A 15,844-nucleotide genomic window follows, 5' to 3' on the forward strand; every position below is an offset into this window, starting at 1 on the left:
TCTTTCAAAGTGCTTATGTTTTAGAGCGCGTATTATCAAAGCTCGACTGTAAATCAAGTTCATCAGATCTCGAGAACGGCGCCGCGGTTGCCGCTGGTGACCAGGGAGGCATAACGGTGCAGGTAACCGTCTTTTACGCGGGGCTCGCGGGGCTGCCATTTGGCTTTGCGGGCCGCCAGTTCTTCGTCGCTGACCTTCACATTAAGCTTGTTGGCGGGGATATCGATGGAAATGATATCTCCCTCTTCGACCAGGGCGATGGGGCCGCCAACTGCTGCCTCGGGAGAGACATGGCCGATGGAAGCGCCGCGGGAAGCGCCGGAGAAGCGTCCGTCTGTGATCAGAGCGACAGTGGAGTCAAGTCCCATACCGGCGATCGCGGAAGTGGGGTTGAGCATCTCACGCATGCCGGGACCGCCCTTGGGTCCTTCGTAGCGGATCACGACAACATCTCCTTTATTGATCTTGCCGCCGGTGATGGCAGCGATGGCATCCTCTTCGCAGTCAAAGACGCGGGCAGGACCTTCATGGACCATCATCTCGGGAAGGACAGCACTGCGCTTGACGATGCCGGTATCGGGAGCCAGGTTGCCCTTGAGGACGGCGATGCCGCCGTTGGGCATGTAGGGATTCTCGATGGGGCGGATGACCTCGGGATCAAGGTTGACGCAGCCCTGGATGTTTTCCCGCATGGTCTTGCCGGAAACGGTGATCAGGTCGAGATTCAGAAGGCCCTTCTTGTCCAGCTCGTTCATGACGGCGTAGATGCCGCCTGCCTCATTGAGGTCTTCCATGTAGGTGGGCCCTGCAGGGGCGAGATGGCAGAGGTTGGGAGTCCTGTCGGAGACTTCATTGGCGATCTCCATGTTGATCTCCACACCGGCTTCATGAGCGATCGCGGGCAGGTGGAGCATCGTATTGGTGGAGCATCCAAGTGCCATATCCATGGTCAGCGCGTTCATAAACGCCTCTTTGGTCATGATGTCGCGGGGACGGATATTTTTTTCAACAAGCTCCATGATCTTCATGCCGGCGTGCTTGGCAAGGCGGATGCGGGCGGAATAGACAGCCGGGATCGTGCCGTTGCCCTGAAGCCCCATACCGATGGCTTCTGTCAGGCAGTTCATGGAGTTTGCGGTATACATTCCGGAGCAGGAACCACAGGTGGGACAGACCTTCTCCTCATATTCACGAAGCTTATCTTCTGTCATGGTCCCAGCGGCGACGGAGCCCACTGCCTCGAAAATTGAGGACAGGCTGCGCTTTCTGCCGTCGATGTGTCCGGCCAGCATGGGGCCGCCGGAGACAAAGATGGTGGGAACGTTGACCCTTGCTGCCGCCATCAGGAGGCCGGGGACGTTCTTGTCGCAGTTGGGGATCATGACGAGACCGTCAAATCCGTGCGCCTTTGCCATACACTCCGTGGAATCCGCGATGAGGTCGCGCGTGACCAGGGAGTATTTCATACCGACATGACCCATGGCGATACCGTCGCAGACGGCGATCGCGGGGAACATGACGGGCATGCCGCCTGCCATGGCAACGCCGAGCTTGACTGCCTGGGCGATCTTGTCCAGGTTCATATGGCCGGGAACGATCTCGTTGTAGGAACAGACGATACCGATCATCGGGCGCTGTCTCTCCTCTTCGGTGTAGCCGAGGGCGTTAAACAGGCTTCTGTGCGGGGCAGTTGAGACACCTTTTTTGACAGAATCACTTTTCATAATAATATCCTTTCGTTTGAAGAAGGCACGCACCGGCAGCTGAGGCAGGGGAAGCGCCTTATAAACGGTTGATGATTCTTTTTTTCTATTCTTTTGAGAGCAGTTTTCTTTTGAAAGCAGTATTCTTTGAAAGCAGTATTCAGGCTGATGTTTTTAAAATATTTAAAATGTTTTCATTTTTTAAGCTGATACTTTTAAAATCAGTTTTAAAATGTTTTAAAATCAGTTTTAAAATGAATTTTTATCAGTTTTAAAAAACTGTTCAATTGATCCGTTCGCAGATCCGGTCGCCGAGCTCATCGCATTTCTGGGAGATCAGGCCGCTGCCTTCTCCGCCGCGGGGCATGAGGTCTATGCTTCTGTACCCGTCCGCGATCGTGCGTTTGACAGCGTTTTCAATGGCTTCTGCTTCTTTGGTCAGACCGAAGGTATAGCGGAGCATCATGGCTGCGGAAAGGATCGTAGCGATGGGATTGGCGATGTTTTTGCCTGCTATATCGGGCGCGCTTCCATGGCTGGGCTCGTAGAGGCCGAAGCTCGATTCATTGAGGGAGGCGCTGGAGAGCATTCCGATGGAGCCTGTGATCATGCTTGCTTCATCGGAAAGGATATCTCCGAACATGTTCTCGGTCACGATGACGTCAAACTGCTCGGGCTCAAGGACGAGCTGCATGGCGCAGTTATCGACATACATGTTGGACAGGGAGACTTCAGGATAATCCTCCGCGACCTGGGCGACGATCCTGCGCCACAGGCGGGAGGTATCAAGGACATTGGCCTTGTCCACGCTGCAGACCTTTTTGCCGCGCTTCATGGCGATGTCGAAAGCGGTCTTCGCGATTCTTCGGATCTCATTTTCATCATATTTGAGAGTATCGACAGCAGTCTCGACTCCGTCGATGACCTTTGTATACCGGTCTCCGAAATACAGGCCGCCGGTCAGTTCGCGGACGATGATGAGGTCAAAGACACGTCCTCCGTCCTTTGCGGCGAGGGGACAGGCATCCGCCAGCTCGCGGTAGAGATAGGCGGGACGCAGGTTTGCATACAGGCCCAGCGATTTGCGAAGCTTTAAAAGGCCGGCCTCCGGGCGCTGAGCAGGGGGAAGCTGATACCAGGGAGAGACAGCGGGATCTCCTCCGATCGAACCCATAAGCACAGCATCACAGTTTTTTGCAGTCTCGATGGCTTCATCAGTGAGAGGAACGCCGCAGGCATCGATCGAGCAGCCGCCCATCAGGATCCTGGTGTAGTCAATGGAATGGCCGTATACAGCACATACCCTGTCGAGAACCTTTATGGCCTGCGCGACGATCTCAGGACCTATGCCGTCGCCATGGATCACTCCGATTTTCATTTTCATAATCAACCTCTTTGCGTTAAAGCACTAAAGTGCAGGCATGTACTTAAATATACATGCCTGCACGAAAAGACAGCGGAATCAATTCTGTGCAGAGAACGCAGCCCCTGCAGATCCGGTCCGGGGAATCCATGAGTCCTTCAGGGACCGGTGAATAAAGGGATTATTCGCTCTTCTCTTCCGCATCCTCGGGCTTTTCAATCTGAATGATCGCAGCGCGCTGCATAGGGATGCGGCAGTTTTTGTTATATCCAAATTCTACGATGACGGTATCTCCATTGATATCGATCACGACACCGTAGAAGCCGGAAGAGGTCAGGACAGTATCTCCGACAGCGAGAGTGGCCAGCATAGCGGCCTTTTCCTTCTCCTGTTTCTTCTGGGGACGGATCATAAAGAAGTAAAGTGCACCGAAAAGGGCGATGTATACTAAAACAATAGGTAAGCCGCCAAATCCGCCTGCACTGCTTAACATCATGCCATTCATGTAAAAAATTCCTCCATTCATTAATTGTTCATCTATGACTTTTTTACGTCATTGTCCTATATCATACAACAAACACCTGCAGTATTACAATATTTTTTTATCAGAACTTGGGTGTAACCGGGTGTTTCAGGCGTTTTCACCTACATGCATCTCTTCGATCGCAGCTTTTTTGAAGGCTTCGAACCGTCCTTCGTCCAGAGCCTGGCGGATCTCCTCCATCAGATGATTGTAATAGTAGAGGTTGTGCATGACACCCATGCGCAGGCCCAGGGCCTCCTGGGCTTTGTAGAGGTGCCTGAGGTAGGCTCTGGAATAGCCGGCTCTGCAGACAGGGCAGCCGCAGCCTTCCTCGATCGGACGGTCATCCTCGGCATACCTGGCGCTCTTGATGTGTACGGTCCCGTGGTGGGTGTAAAGGTTGCCGTGCCTGCCGTTTCTGCTGGGATAGACGCAGTCAAAGAAATCGATGCCTCTGGCAACACCCTCGAGAATGTTCTCAGGCGTGCCGACCCCCATCAGGTAGGTGGGCTTGTCGGCGGGGAGCCAGGGAACAGTCTGGTCCAGCATGTCGTACATCTGCTCATGCGTTTCCCCGACTGCGAGGCCGCCGACGGCATATCCGTCCAGGTCCATCTCCGTGATCCTCTTTGCGTGGTCGATCCGGATGTCGCCGTAGATGGCGCCCTGGTTGATCCCGAAGAGGAGCTGGCCGGGGTTGACGGTGTCCTCTAGCTGATTCAGGCGCTGCATTTCCTTTTTGCAGCGTTCAAGCCATCTGGTCGTTCTGTCGACGGAGTGGGTAACATATTCCCTTTCCGCGAGAGCCGGCGGGCATTCATCGAAGGCCATGGCGATCGTGGACCCCAGGTTGGACTGGATGCGCATACTTTCCTCGGGTCCCATAAAGATCTTATGGCCGTCGATATGGCAGCGGAAGGTGACGCCCTCTTCTTTGATGCTTCTGAGGTCAGCCAGGGAAAAGACCTGAAAGCCCCCGGAATCGGTCAGGATCGGCCGGTCCCAGCGCATAAAACGGTGAATGCCTCCCCTGCGGTGCACGAGTTCATCTCCCGGCCGGACATGGAGATGATAGGTGTTGCACAGCGCGACCTGGGTGCGGATGGATCTCAGGTCATCCGCGGACAGCCCTCCCTTGATCGCGCCTGCTGTCGCGACGTTCATAAAGACCGGTGTCTCTATGACGCCGTGTACAGTGGTCATGTGGGCGCGCTTGGCGCTGCCCTCTTTCTTCAGAATCTTATACATGGTTTTGTTTCTTTCTGTATGAACTACATGAACAAATGAACATGGGGACAGGCAGGGAGAATCTGTTTCAGATCCTTTCCTGCCTGTCATGCTTCAAGTCGTTGTTTTTGCCGGATAGTGTTAGTGTGACGTCTCAATCATAATCAGAATTAAAAACAGCATCTCAACAGCATCCCGTTTCCCCCTGCTGCGTCGTCATCTTTCGCCGATGGGCGGAATATTGATGGATAAAACTGTGCGCAGGATTATGCAAGGATTCCCTCCGGAAAAATGCGGGAACTCTGTTTACGCAGGGATTCCCACCGGAAAATGCGGGAATTCTGTCAGCGGAGGGATTCCCTCCGGAAAATACGGGAAAACTCTGCCTGCGCAGGGATCACAGCTGGTCCGGAAGAAGCTTGTGGAAAATGATGCAGTTGGGTTTATCCACCTGGATCTCTTTGGAACTCATGATCAGGGTCTTTTTCTCAATATCAACAGAGAAGAATGTCATGGTGTCCGATTCGTGATTGAGGCTGACCAGATGTTTGTCATCAGGGAAGAGGGCGGCATCCTTGGGATACACACCGCTGATCGGCAGGCAGAGTATCTTTTCCAGATGGCCGTTATCGGGATCTATGCTGAAGATCACGACGGAATTGTCTCCCGCATTGGAGCTGATGAGGTATTTGAAATCCGAGGAAAAATTCAGTGCGCTCGCTGCAGAACCGGTTGCATGGTAGTCATTGAGGGTGGGAACCGTCTGCATCTTTTCAAAATCGGGGCCGTTTTCCGTGTCAAAGTAGAAATATACATCGATCAGGTTTTTGAGCTCATGGACGACATAAAGGAAATGACCGTCGCTGGAGAATTTGAGATGCCGGGGGGCTGATTCCATTTCGGAGTGCAGGATGGAGCACTGTTTGAGCTTGCCGGTCACATGATCGAATGTGTAAACATTGATATGATCCATACCGAGATCCGCGGCGCACAGGTACTTATTGTCCCGGGTCATCTTGACACACTGGACATGAGGCCGGAAATTGCGCTCCGCGATGCTCCCGAGGCCTTTGAGATAAAGTTCGTCAGTGATCTCACCAACACTGCCGTCTTCCTTGAGCCTCAGGACCGTGATCTTGCCGTCGTGATAACTGCAGACAAAGAGATACTTGTCTTCATAATCTGTGGAAAGATGGGAGCCCCGCATGCCGTTGATGGACGCAAAGTTGACCTTCTCCAGATTTCCTCCTTTGATGATCCTGAAAGATTCCACCCCGAAATCCGTAATGGAATATAAAAACCGCCCATTGTGGGAAATAGTCACATAGGAAGAATTCGTGATCGAGATCTGGCTCTTCTCCGACAGGGTTCCGTTTTCGACATCAACGTCGTAGATACGGATGCCGACCTTTTTTTTACCGGCTCTTGTATAAGAGGAGACATAAGCTACGAACTTGTCTCCTTCCTGATACCCGTATCTGGACATATCCAGGTTCATCTCATTATCATTTGACATTTTTCACGTCCTTTCCGCAGCCATTCGGCTCCACAAAATACAGGAAGCTGCTGTTCCTTGGTTTTAACAGGATCCTCTGTGTCTGTGTAATAGATTGTGTTACAGACCCGGACCTTAAAGACCAGACAGCCGCCGCGTACAGCTACACAACTTTCCGCAGCTAAAGACAAAATATGCCCATCGGTAAAAAGGAGTGCGGTTTTCATCCTCTCTGATCAGCAGCCTGAAGCATAGAAGGTTTCTCTCGAGGGTTTCGCGCGAGAATCTCTCAAAAATCTTGAGGCTGGTCAAAAGTGACCAGAAAACACTGAACCCTTGAGCCTGGTCAACGAGTGACCTGTAAACACTGAACCCTTGAGCCCGGTCAACGAGTGACCAGTAGACATCGAACGAAAGAGAATGATTTTTTCCTTCGTTTACTATAACATAAAACACTTATGAATGGTATTGTCTTTTGAAAAAGACAATTTTGCTCTCAAGTGGTCTCTCAAGTTTGCTCTAAAAAAGCCAAACCCGCATGTGTATTATGAGTAGTAGCTTTCCACATATCCCTGAAGATCGAAATTACCGTCGCCGCAGGCTCTGAACAGGGTGCCATGGCTGCGCCCCTGGATGACCTCATGAATGACATCCATATGGCGGCTGTTGACGATGACCATATCGCAGCCGCTTCGGGTAGCGATCATGGCTGCCTGCAGTTTGGTGTACATACCGCCGGTCCCGCTCTCACTGCCGGTCGTACCTTTTGCCATATTCATCACCTGATCATCGACGACTGGTACATATTCAATAAACCGTGCATCGGGATTGATCCGGGGATCATCCGTGTAGAGTCCGTCAATATCGGACAGGAGGATCAGGAGATCAGCCTGCATCAGAGAGGCTACCATAGCGGAGAGGTTGTCGTTGTCACCGACAGAGTATTCATAGGTCGCGACGGAGTCATTTTCATTGACGATCGGGATGACATCAAATTTGAGCAGTTCATTAAAAGTGTTGTAGAGGTTGTATTTGCTCAGGGTATTTTCAATCGTGTTCTTGTCCATCAGGACCTGTGCGGAGATCTGGTTGTAGTCATTAAAGAAGCGCTGGTAGGTCATCATGAGACGGGCCTGGCCGATGGCAGCGCAGGCCTGTTTGACCGTGATCGGGCTGTCCTCTGCCAGATCGGCTCCGCCCCCGGTCCTGCGTATGACTTCGCGCCCGACTGCGGTGGCGCCGGAGCTGACGAGGATAACGTCCTTCCCCCTGTTTTTCAGGTCGCTGAGTTCGCGGACGAGCACATCAATTTTGTGATAATCGAGCCTCTTTGTTGTAGAATGCAGCAGGGAGGAGGAACCGACCTTGACTACGATTCTCTTCCTGTCCCTGAGACCAGCCCGGCGCGCCATGTTCTCCTCGTGAAGAGCATTGAGCAGAGCTTCTGTATTCTCAATATCTTTATTTATCATATCCTGAAATCCTTTTTTAAACGGTTATTCTTCCTGAAATCCTTTTTTAAAAGGTTATTCTTTTGGAATTGATCAGTTCTTAGTTCTTATCCCAATGGTCTGCTTTGTACCTGCGGGCGATCGCTTCGGCAGTGCGCATTCCGTCCATGGCGGCCGACATGATGCCGCCCGCGTAGCCTGCTCCTTCACCGCAGGGGTAAAGGCCTGCTGCTCCTGTTGATTGCAGGTTATCGCCGCGCGGGATCCTGACCGGGGAAGATGTCCGGCTCTCAATCCCGGCTACAACGGCCTGCGGACCGTTAAAGCCCCGGATCTTTTTGCCGAACTGCTCCATTCCTTCGATAAAATCTCTTGTAAGTCCTTCCGGGAGAAGCTTGTCAAGAGGGGCTGTACGGCAGGCACCTCTGGCTGCAAATACCGGAGGATCCTGACAGGGTCTGGAAGAAGACCTCTTCTCTTCTGCTGTTTCCTGCTTTTTCGCGCTTTCTGTTCCCGTTACCGTACAGACTCCCTCGAGGGGGCGTGTACAGTAACCTGTTCCCGGTTCGGACAAAGAGACTGACAAATGTGTCTTCTCAAAGGCTTCGCGGAATTTTGTATAATATTGCACAGGAATAGAGCCCTGCCCCATTTTATATGCCTTTTTTTCAAGTTCACGCTGGAAGTGCATGCCGGCGAGGACGTGGGGACTGCCGTATTCCTCTTCTCCCACTGTGACGACGATGGCGCTGTTGGCCCAGCCGCTGTCCCGGTTTTCGTCGCTCATACCGTTGACGCAGAGATGTCCCGCTTCGGAAGAAGCATTGACAATGTATCCGCCGGGGCACATGCAGAAGGAGTAGACTCCCCGCCCTGAGGATGCTTTTGCGGTCAGCTTGTAGGGAGCTGCAGACAGGCGCATGGAGGCAAGAATCGCGGGATCGCCAGTCCCGTACTGGCTCTCGTCGATCATTGTCTGCGGGTGGGCGACACGGAGCCCGACGGCAAATTTTTTCTGCTCCATGGGGATCCCCAGGCGGTAAATCTCCTCCAGGGTGTCCCGGGCGCTGTGACCGATCGCCAGAACGACGGCTTCAGCCGGCAGAAATTCGGGTTCGGACGGACGGGAGAGGTCCCTGATATAGATTCCCTTCAGTCTGCGTTCTGGCAGAGTACTGACAGCACTGTCAGAGGAATTTTTCTCCCCGGACATTTCATTTCCGGACATGTCTGCAGAAGTCTGCATGTCCTCGAAGACAAAGCTCTCGCAGACGGTCCTGAACCTGATCTCCCCGCCAGCGGCTTCGATCCTGCGGCGGAGATTGGGGATGACTGTGCGGAGACGGTCAGTGCCGATGTGGGGCTTGCCCTCATACAGGATAGCAGGAGGGGCGCCGGCCTCTACAAAGGTCTGCAGGACGTACCTGGCACGTCCTGTCCTGTCGTTGATCTGAGTATTGAGCTTGCCGTCGGAAAAGGTTCCCGCACCGCCTTCACCGAACTGTACATTGGAATTCGGGTCGGGATCGGTATTCGGAGTAAAGCCGCGGACAGGATATTCTGCCGCAGATTCCGAAGAATCCGGAGTGGAATGATTCGAAACAGGACCTGTTCCTTCCCAGAAAGCCTCTACATCCGCCATCCGTTCTTCCATGCATTTCCCACGCTCGATCAGAAGAGGTCTGTAGCCGTGTTCCGCGAGAAGCAGGGCACAGAAAAGACCCGCCGGACCGGCGCCGATGATGACCGGCCGGTGCAGCAGCGGTTCGCTGCCCTGCTCAGGAAATCTCCACTTGTCGGGGGAAGAGGCAGTGACATTTTTATTCCGTGCGCGGTGTATGAGGGCTGTTTCCTTTTTTGCGGACAGACCGGTCTCCACCTCTACTGTATAAATATCAAAAAGCTGCGGCTTTTTGCGCGCATCTACGGAATGGCCTGTGATCCGGTAAACCATGGCGCCGGCGGAGGACCCGGAGGTGCGTCTGTCCCCGGATGTTCTGTTTTTGCCTTGAATTACAGGAAAGCCGGAAGTTGGAAGTCCTGAAGTTGTAAGTCCTGAAGTTGGAAATCCGGAGCGAAGCTGTACGTCTGACTCCAGACGAAGGGCCTTTCTGATTTTCTGTTCCAGTGCATCCTGCGGATGGCCGCAGGAAAGACGGATCTGCGATATACGTATCAAAGTTCGTGTATCCTCTGTATATGATGCCTCTGTTTATGATGTCTCTGCTAATGAGTATTTCCTCTTGCCTCTTAGAGTCAAAAGAAAGCGGCAGGAAGGTGAGAAAACAGGACTTACACGCGGCAGTAATGTGCCGCTGCAAGGCCGGCAATATAACCTGTGGCAAAAGCCCACTGTAAATTGTAACCGCCGCATCGACCGTCCACGTCGAGGACCTCTCCTGCAAAGAACAGACCGGGCTGCAGACGGGACTGGAAATTGGCGTCAGTTTCCTCCAGCGGGATACCGCCGGACGTTACCTGCGCCTGCTTGAAAGACTTTACCTGTATGACTTCAAGGGTGTATTCCCGCATCGACTGCAGGATCTGCCTGATCCCGGCATCGTCGATCCGCCGGGCTTTCATCTCCGCCTGGAGTCCCTTTTCCGCCAGAAGCAGATCCAGGATCTTTTTGTGTACAAGGCCGAGAAACAGGTCGCCCAGCATTTGAGACCGGTCTTCTCTCATCCGCCGTTCGATCTCGTCACTGAACGCACTGTCGGAAAACTCGGGGAGAAAATCTATCTGTACAAAAACCCGCTGTTTTGATTCCAGAAGCCTTGCCGCCGTGCCGGAGATCTGCATGACCGGGATGCCCGAAATGCCATAATCGGTCATTTGGACCTCCCCCTCTTCACGGCCTTCACGGATCTGTTTTTTATCATTGCCGGTGTACAGGGTGACTGCAGCGCGGCATCGCACACCGGCCGCCCGTTTCAGAAACTGCCCTCTGCACTCGAGGGCGGTCAGGGCCGGCAGCGGAGTGCTGATCTTATGAGAAAAAGAGGCTGCGAGCCGGTAGCCGTCACCTGTGGTCCCATACTGCGGGCCGGCCATTCCTCCTGTGCACAGGATGACGGTGTCAAAAGCCCGGGCTTCCCGGTCATTACAGTCCACATAAAAAACAGCGTCATCAGCCTTCGTTCCTTGTTGTGAACGCCTGATTTTTCTGACCGGGCAGCCGGTGTGCACCCGGATCCCCAGCGCGGCGATCCGTTTTTCCAGGGCCCTCACGACAGTCTGAGCCTGATTTGTCCGGGGATAGACATACCCATCCCTGTCAAAGACCGGAACACCCAGATCAGCAAAAAAGCGGATCTGATCAGCCGGTGAATAGCGTTCTATGGCAGAGTGGATCAATGAACTTCCATTTTTGTCAGCTGTCCGCGTGTGGTAACAGGAATCGTCCATGTGCAGGTTGGTCAGATTACATCTGCCGTTTCCCGTCGCATAGAGCTTTTTGCCCGGCTTTTCATTTTTTTCAAAAATATGGACGTCTGCCCCGGCCTGTGCAGCGGTGATCGCCGCCATACATCCTGAGGCGCCTCCTCCGATGACAGCGACACGTACCGGCCTCATTTTGGGTTTAAGATCCATGTTCTACGGAGTCCTCAAAGTAATAGTTCGCATTTGACTGTGGTTTTGAAAGTTACAGGCATAGATAGGGGATTTTATTCCCTCGGAATCCCCAGTTCTTGGAGGACGGCTTCCTGTCTGGCCTCCATGCGGGCGGCCTCCTCCGGAGTCATATGGTCATATCCGCACAGGTGAAGCATGCTGTGGGCGACGAGAAAGGCAAATTCGCGGCGGACGCTGTGGCCGTATTCGGCTGCCTGTTCCCAGACGCGGGAAGCGTTGATGACGATATCTCCGAGCTGGAGCCGTCCCGTCTCAGGGTCGAGGTAGTCTGCTTCATTCTCCTGTACGGAGGAAAAATCAGCTTCGGCGGGAAAATCGACTGCAGGAAAAGACAATACGTCTGTGGTCCGGTCGATCCCGCGGTATTCCAGGTTCATGCGGTGGACTTCTTCTTCATCTGTGACCAGCAGAAAAACATCCGTGTCATAGGGACATATTTCCTCTGTAAGAACGGCTGCGCAGACTTGTCCGGCGAGGGTTTCGCAGTCAAAGTCGAATTTGCGGCCTTCTCCTCCCTCTGTCAGAATCTCCGCGTCAAGAGTGTAGTTGTTTTCCATTTTTGTTCTCTATTTCTGTGAATGAATGCATACCGGGGTCAATCTGCCGCGCAGAATTATCCCGCCTTTTATGGCCGTCTCTTTCTATGAATGAAAGCATTCCGGAGTCAATTCTGCCGCGCGGAATTGTCCCGCCTTTTGTGGCCGTCTCTGTCCCGGCGGGTCTTCCCATCCTGCCGGTCACGGTAGTTTCCATCCTGCCGGTCACGGTAATTCCCATCCTGCCTGTCGCGGTAGTCTCCTCCATCTTGTCTGTAGGAGGAGCGGGAGCGGGCAAGTTCATAGTCCTCGTAAGCCTTTACGATCTTCTGCACCAGGGGGTGGCGGACGACGTCGCGTGCGGTGAGGTTGATAAATTTGATCCCGTCCACGCGCTTGAGGACGGTCATGGCGACGTCAAGACCGGAGCGCCTGTCAGGAGCCAGGTCTTTCTGAGAAGCATCACCAGTGATGACTGCGTGCGAGCCGAAACCGAACCTGGTGAGAAACATCTTCATCTGTTCCGGTGTCGTGTTCTGTGCTTCATCGAGGATGATGTAGGCATTGTCGAGGGTTCGTCCGCGCATATAAGCGAGCGGCGCGACCTCGATCAGGCCTTTTTCCATATTTGCCTGGAATTTTTCCGCTCCCATGATCTGGTAGAGGGCATCGTAAAGAGGGCGGAGATAGGGATCGACCTTGCTCTGCAGATCACCCGGTAAAAATCCGAGCTTCTCTCCTGCCTCGATCGCGGGGCGGGTGAGGATGATGCGCTCCACTTCACCGTTCATAAATGCCGTGATGGCCATCGCCATGGCAAGGAAAGTCTTGCCGGTTCCGGCCGGTCCGTTGGCGAAGACGATCAGGTTGTCCCGGATGGCGTCTATATATCGCTGCTGGCCGATGGTCTTGGGTTTGACCGGCTTTCCGCTCACCGTGTGGCAGATGATATCTCCGTCCATCTTCTGCAGCATCCCCGGAACAGCCTCTTCCTTCATATCCAGCGCATAGTCGACCTGTTGGGAAGTGACATCGGAGCCGTGCTCCGACAGGCCTGCCATATCTTCAAGCAGAACCACTGCTGCCGCCACCTGGTCTTCCTCGCCGATGACCTTCATGGTCCCGTTGCGGGAGACGATGCTTACCTGCAGCTCTTTTTCTATTTTGCGGACATGGGAATCCTGCATTCCGAATATATCTCTTTGGATCTCTGCACTGAAATCCAGCTCTTTTACCATGTAGTATTAACCTCCGGGATCGTATTATTAATCATTGAAAATCCATTGATGAAGACAGTCTCTTTATCATAGTAAAACAAACGCCTCAGTGCAAGAGGATATTTAAAAAGAGCTCCCGGAACCAGGTCTGGAAGCTCTTTTCAATAGTTATAGTATTTCGGGAAATCCTTAGCGGGCAATCACGCTTTATTTATTGGAGAGGTATTCGTCAATACCTTTTGCTGCCGCTGAAGCGGCCCGAACTGAGCAGTTTTGTAAGAAAACGTCTCAGGCCTTGCCGGAGAGGTATTCGTCGATTCCTTTTGCAGCCGCTTTTCCTGCCCCCATGGCGAGGATGACGGTAGCTGCGCCCGTGACGGCGTCGCCGCCGGCGAATACGCCGTCTTTGGAGGTCTGGCCATTTGCCTCATTAGCCACGATGCATTTGCGGCGGTTGGTGTCCAGGCCTTCAGTCGTGGAGGAGATCAGCGGGTTGGGGGAGGTCCCGAGAGACATGATGACTGCATCGCATTCGATGAAGAATTCGGAGCCGGGGATCTCGACGGGGCTGCGTCTGCCGGATTCGTCAGGCTCGCCCAGTTCCATGCGCAGGCAGGTGATTCCCTTTACCCAGCCGTTCTCGTCGGCATGGATCTCGACGGGATTGGTGAGGAGGTTAAAGATGATGCCTTCCTCTTTGGCGTGGAGGACTTCTTCGCGCCTGGCAGGGAGCTCCTCTTCGCTTCTGCGGTAGACGATATGGGTCTCAGCGCCGAGGCGGAGGGCAGTCCTTGCCGCGTCCATAGCCACGTTGCCGCCGCCGACGATGACAGCCTTTTTGGGCTTCATGATCGGGGTTCTGGAATCGGGGCTGAACGCCTTCATCAGATTGCTCCTGGTGAGATATTCGTTGGCGGAGAAGACGCCCATGGCCTGCTCGCCGGGAATATGCATAAACTTGGGAAGGCCGGCGCCGGAACCGATGAATACGGCATCGTAGCCCTCCTCCTTCATCAGGGAATCAATGGTAGTGGACTTGCCGATGATGCAGTCTGTCTCGATCTTGACACCAAGTGCCTTGACATTCTCGATTTCCTTCTCGACGACCGCTTCCTTGGGAAGACGGAATTCGGGGATGCCGTAGACGAGAACGCCGCCCGCCTTGTGCAGGGCTTCGAAAATAGTGACGTCATAACCCATGCGGGCCAGATCACCTGCGCAGGTGAGGCCGGCGGGGCCAGAACCGATGATGGCGACCTTTTTGCCCTTGGGGGCTGCATCGGTGGAGGGTTTGATGCCCATGGCGCGGGCGGTATCCGCCACATAGCGCTCCAGCTTGCCGATGGAGACGGGCTCTCCTTTGACACCGCGGACGCAGACGCCTTCGCACTGGCTCTCCTGCGGACATACACGGCCGCAGACAGCGGGCAGAGCGGAGGACTGGCTGATCACATCGTAGGCGCCTTTGACGTCGCTCTCTTTGACTTTTGTGATAAAACCGGGAATATCGATGGAAACGGGACATCCCTCTACGCAGCGGGGCTTCTTGCAGTTGAGGCAGCGGGCTGCTTCGGCTTCAGCTTCTTCTTTGTTGTATCCCAGGCATACTTCTTTAAAATTCGTGGCGCGGACTTTGGGATCCTGTTCGCGAACCGGAATTCTGACCATCATATCTTGTGCCATAATATTCTTCCTTCCTGTATTTCCATGCGGAACCGGGACTGTACAGCTTCCGCTGCAGATCACGTTCCGCAGACACTTGTGGCGAATGTGACACGGGAAATCTCTCCAGTGTCACGCGCGTCTGTCACGATCAGCCGCAGTTTCCGCAGCCGCCGTGGTGCGTATCGCCTTCTTTTGCCTTCAGGAAGAGGCGGCCCTCTTCAGTGGCATACAGGCGGCTTCTCTGCATCGCCTGGTCAAAGTCTACGAGGTGGCCGTCGAATTCAGGGCCGTCCACACATGCGAACTTGACCTGATCACCGACCATCAGACGGCAGGCGCCGCACATTCCGGTACCGTCAACCATAATGGGGTTCATGCTGACGATGGTCTCGATGCCGAGCTTCTTAGTCAAAAGACATACGAACTTCATCATGATCATGGGGCCGATGGCGACGACTCTGTCAAAGCGCATGCCGTCGTCGTACAGCTTCTGGAGGGCAACAGTGACATTGCCGTTGATGCCGTAGGACCCGTCATCGGTACAGATGTGCAGGTTGGAGACCGCGCGCATCTCGTCTTCGAGGATGATGATATCCTTTGTCTTTGCGCCCTGGATACAGTCCACTGTCACACCATTATTATGAAGCCATTTGAGCTGGCAGTAGACGGGAGCTGTACCGACGCCTCCGGCGATGAAGCAGATCTTCATCTTTTTGAGTTCTTCGATCGGAAGCTCCGTCAGATCGGAAGGTCTGCCCAGAGGTCCTACTACGTCATGGAAACTGTCGCCTTCCTCTAACTGTGCCATCCGGTGGGTCTCTCCGCCGATGACCTGGAAGACGATCTGTACGGTACCGGCAGCCGGATCATAGTCACAAATGGTAAGCGGCACCCGCTCTCCTTCATCATCTACGCGGACGATCAGGAACTGGCCGGGGAGAGCATTCTTTGCAATCCTGGGAGCTTCCACGTCCATCAGAAAGATGTTCGGAGCAAGATTTTTCTTTTTGAGAATCCTGAACATGTTT

General features: G+C 53.7%; 12 protein-coding genes. All 12 read right to left on the reverse strand.

What is annotated here, in order from left to right:
- Positions 1-62: 62 nt before the first annotated feature.
- The 12 genes from ilvD to BLT02_RS02790 all read right to left on the reverse strand — a co-directional run bounded on the left by ilvD (position 63) and on the right by BLT02_RS02790 (position 15,840).
- Positions 63-1,724: a dihydroxy-acid dehydratase gene (gene ilvD, locus BLT02_RS02730; RefSeq protein WP_092991339.1), complete on the reverse strand. Its 1,662-nt coding sequence runs from the start codon at positions 1,722-1,724 to the stop codon at positions 63-65.
- A gap of 262 nt (positions 1,725-1,986) precedes the next feature.
- Entirely contained in the window at positions 1,987-3,087 is a 1,101-nt protein-coding gene (leuB, locus tag BLT02_RS02740; protein ID WP_092991341.1) for a 3-isopropylmalate dehydrogenase, read from the reverse strand.
- A gap of 160 nt (positions 3,088-3,247) precedes the next feature.
- Entirely contained in the window at positions 3,248-3,562 is a 315-nt protein-coding gene (gene yajC / locus BLT02_RS02745; RefSeq protein ID WP_347474884.1) for a preprotein translocase subunit YajC, read from the reverse strand.
- Between the two features lie 135 nt (positions 3,563-3,697).
- Complete coding sequence (tgt, locus tag BLT02_RS02750; RefSeq protein ID WP_092991343.1) at positions 3,698-4,837, reverse strand: tRNA guanosine(34) transglycosylase Tgt; 1,140 nt, start codon at positions 4,835-4,837, stop codon at positions 3,698-3,700.
- A gap of 376 nt (positions 4,838-5,213) precedes the next feature.
- Positions 5,214-6,332 carry a lactonase family protein gene (locus BLT02_RS02755; protein ID WP_242869684.1) on the reverse strand — a complete coding sequence of 373 codons (1,119 nt, stop codon included), beginning with the start codon at positions 6,330-6,332 and terminating at the stop codon, positions 5,214-5,216.
- 524 nt (positions 6,333-6,856) lie between these two features.
- Positions 6,857-7,783 (reverse strand): glutamate 5-kinase, encoded by a 927-nt coding sequence (proB, locus tag BLT02_RS02760; RefSeq protein ID WP_347474874.1) that lies wholly within the window; start codon positions 7,781-7,783, stop codon positions 6,857-6,859.
- A gap of 79 nt (positions 7,784-7,862) precedes the next feature.
- Entirely contained in the window at positions 7,863-9,941 is a 2,079-nt protein-coding gene (locus BLT02_RS16735; RefSeq protein WP_139187385.1) for an NAD(P)/FAD-dependent oxidoreductase, read from the reverse strand.
- A 113-nt stretch (positions 9,942-10,054) separates the two neighbouring features.
- Positions 10,055-11,356: a BaiN/RdsA family NAD(P)/FAD-dependent oxidoreductase gene (locus BLT02_RS02770; RefSeq protein ID WP_092991344.1), complete on the reverse strand. Its 1,302-nt coding sequence runs from the start codon at positions 11,354-11,356 to the stop codon at positions 10,055-10,057.
- Positions 11,357-11,430: 74 nt separating this feature from the next.
- The gene (gene ybeY, locus BLT02_RS02775) at positions 11,431-11,955 is read right to left on the reverse strand and encodes an rRNA maturation RNase YbeY (RefSeq protein ID WP_092991345.1); all 525 of its coding nucleotides are present in this window, start codon (positions 11,953-11,955) and stop codon (positions 11,431-11,433) included.
- A gap of 107 nt (positions 11,956-12,062) precedes the next feature.
- The gene (locus BLT02_RS02780; RefSeq protein WP_092991346.1) at positions 12,063-13,172 is read right to left on the reverse strand and encodes a PhoH family protein; all 1,110 of its coding nucleotides are present in this window, start codon (positions 13,170-13,172) and stop codon (positions 12,063-12,065) included.
- Positions 13,173-13,439: 267 nt separating this feature from the next.
- Positions 13,440-14,834, reverse strand: coding sequence for an NADPH-dependent glutamate synthase (gltA, locus tag BLT02_RS02785; protein ID WP_092991347.1), 1,395 nt, complete (start codon positions 14,832-14,834; stop codon positions 13,440-13,442).
- Positions 14,835-14,964: 130 nt separating this feature from the next.
- Positions 14,965-15,840: a sulfide/dihydroorotate dehydrogenase-like FAD/NAD-binding protein gene (locus tag BLT02_RS02790; protein WP_092991348.1), complete on the reverse strand. Its 876-nt coding sequence runs from the start codon at positions 15,838-15,840 to the stop codon at positions 14,965-14,967.
- Between the last annotated feature and the right edge of the window lie 4 nt (positions 15,841-15,844).

Origin of the sequence: Sarcina sp. DSM 11001, from assembly GCF_900101015.1 — a bacterium.
GTDB lineage: Bacteria > Bacillota > Clostridia > Lachnospirales > Lachnospiraceae > CAG-791.